Consider the following 828-nt stretch of genomic DNA (forward strand, 5'->3'; position numbering starts at 1 on the left):
GTCCGGACTGGCAGCCGCACAGCGGGACATGCCCGCCCAACGCCGACAGGGCAGGCATGACCTTCCCGAACATTTCTGCCGGAGGAGCGGAGACGCCCCATGTCCGCAGAACCCGCCACCCCCATCCCTCCCGGGCTGAACACACCGGGCGAGGCGGCCGTAATCGATATCACCAGGCGCCGCGGAAAGACGGCGGCCTCGACCAGGGGACGGTGGACGACAGTGACCGACCACGACCAGCCCCGCCCCGGCCCCGATCCGCAGGCCCTGTTCGCGGAACAGGCGGAGCGCGCGTTCAACGACATCGACCGGACCCTCAGCGACGAGGAGACCGCGCTCGTCTACCTACGGACCCTGGCGATCGTGGGGCGAGCCCTCGAGGGAGCCGAGGCCATGGACATCATCACCTCCGAGCAGCTGTCCGAACTCGGCGCGCTGATCGAGGGGATGAAGGCAGCACCACGGCTTGTCTGAATATGCCGGGGGTTCATACCGTTTGACGGGTGCGGCTGACCAACGGACCCGACACACACCGCTGATCATTTGAAACTATCCGTTCAACTCCAGCCGCACCCGTGCCAAGATGGGGCGTCCGGAATGACCCGGAGAGAACGCTTCCGGCCTCCGGCGCGCGCCCCTGCACACGCTGTACGGACGATCCGCGCCCCCTGGAGGCCGCCAAGGGGACGGGGACGCCAATGCACGACAACACAGCAGACGACAGCGCCGCAAGCCGCCTCGCCACGCTCGCCCGCTACTTCCGCGAGCGCCCCGTCACCGGACCCGCCGGCCACTCCTACATCAGCTCCAGCCCCCGGGCCACCCCCA

General features: G+C 68.7%; 1 protein-coding gene. It reads left to right on the forward strand.

Features of this window, described 5'->3' with window-relative positions; translation table 11 throughout:
* Positions 1–99: 99 nt before the first annotated feature.
* Entirely contained in the window at positions 100–474 is a 375-nt protein-coding gene (locus BZY54_RS48225) for a hypothetical protein (RefSeq protein WP_143668448.1), read from the forward strand.
* The last annotated feature ends 354 nt before the right edge of the window (positions 475–828 follow it).

Origin of the sequence: Streptomyces carpinensis, assembly GCF_002154505.1 — a bacterium.
GTDB classification, from domain to species: Bacteria; Actinomycetota; Actinomycetes; order Streptomycetales; family Streptomycetaceae; genus Streptomyces; species Streptomyces carpinensis.

Coding starts and splice junctions, on each gene's coding strand:
- BZY54_RS48225 (WP_143668448.1), top strand. CDS start 100: ATGTCCGCAGAACCCGCCACCCCCATCCCTCCCGGGCTGAACACACCG.